1 protein-coding gene is annotated in these 1,661 nt (G+C 74.7%); it reads left to right on the top strand.

The genetic code is table 11. The features are described from left to right. Positions 1 to 322: 322 nt before the first annotated feature. A partial coding sequence (locus AC0CYZ_RS28280; protein ID WP_472221438.1) for a carboxylesterase/lipase family protein occupies positions 323 to 1,661 on the top strand: 1,339 nt, incomplete at its 3' end.

Here is a 1,661-nt window from a genome sequence, read left to right on the forward strand (position 1 = left end):
CTCCGCCACCACGACCGGCCCCTGACGCGGAGTGAGGCTCTCGAGGACCTCACGGGCCGGGTGCGCGACGAAGGCGGCCTCCACCTGCCACAGCGCCGCCGCGACCTCCGCATCCACGACGCGATTCTGTGGGCTGACAAGGGGACACGCGCCACTGATCGGGCGCTTTCTACTCAATGGTGTCACTCTTCGTGTTCTTGCGTACGGCCGAGCGAGGAATTGCGTCGGGCCCGGTCGTGGTCGGGGTGGCCGGGGTCACCTCGGCCGTCGGGCACGCCACACCCGCCGGACTCCCCGTCGGGCGGTGGCGCACAGTGAGGGGGTGACGAGCCGAATCGACGGGGACGCGGGCACGGAGGTCAAGACGACGGCGGGCGTGGTGCGGGGCCGCACCGGGCGCGGCGTGCACGTCTGGCGCGGGATCCGGTACGCGGCGCCCCCGGTCGGGCCCCGGCGCCTCCGGGCCCCCGAGCCGCCGGAGCCGTGGGAGGGCGTCCGCGACGCGACCGAGTTCGGGCCGGTGCCGCCCCAGGAGCGGATCGGCGAGTTCGTCGGCGCCGGCCGCCACACCCCGATGGACGAGGACTGCCTGACGCTCAACGTCGTCGCACCGGCGGCGCCGGGCGAGGGCCCCCGCCCGGTGATGGTGTGGTTCTACGGCGGGGCGTTCGTGCTCGGGGCCGCGTCCGCGCCCACCTACCGCGGCCACGGGCTCGTGCGGACCGGCGACGTCGTCTACGTCAGCGTCAACTACCGGCTCGGTGCGCTGGGCTACCTGGACTTCTCGTCGTTCGCCACGCCCGAGCGGCCCCTCGACGGCAACCTCGGGCTGCGCGACCAGCTCGCCGCGCTGCGCTGGGTGCACGACAACATCGCGGCGTTCGGCGGGGACCCCGACAACGTCACGATCTTCGGGGAGTCCGCGGGCGCCATCTCGGTCACCACGTTGATGACGATGCCCGCCGCCCGCGGGCTCTTCCACCGCGCGATCGCGGAGAGCTCGGCGCCCGGCGTCGCGTGGTCGACCGACCGCGCCTCCGGGTGGGCCCGGCAGTACCTGCGGGAACTGGCCGACCTCAAGGGCATCCCGGTGCCGGGGACCGGACGCGAGCCGCTGCCCGCCCCCACGGCGACACGTCTGCTCGACGCCGCGTCGACCGACGACCTGCTCGCCGCCTCCCGCCGGATGCGCCACGCCGCCGACGACACGCCGGGGATCCTGCTCACCGCCCCGACCGTCGACGGCGACCTGCTCCCCGAGGCGCCCCTCGACGCCTTCGAGGCGGGCCGCAGCCATCCCGTCCCGCTGATCATCGGCACCAACGACACCGAGGGCCGGCTCTTCGAGCTCCCCGGCCTGCGGCTGGACCTGCTGGTGTCCGACGAGCGCGCGGACGCCCTGTTCGCCGCCACCCAGCCGGAGCTGAGCGAGCAGGTCCTCGCCGCCTACCGCGGCACGCGCTACCGCAAGGACCTCGGCGGCGACTACCTGTTCTGGTACCCGTCAGTGCAGGTCATGGAGGCGCACGCCGCGGCGGGGAACCCGGGCTACGCCAACCGGTACGACCTCGCCCCCCCGCTGCTGCGCTGGCTGGGGCTGCGCGCCACCCACGCCAGCGAGCTCTACCCCGTCTTCGGGATGGCGGACTCGCGCGTCGGGA

Source organism: Actinomycetospora sp. (genome assembly GCF_055612215.1).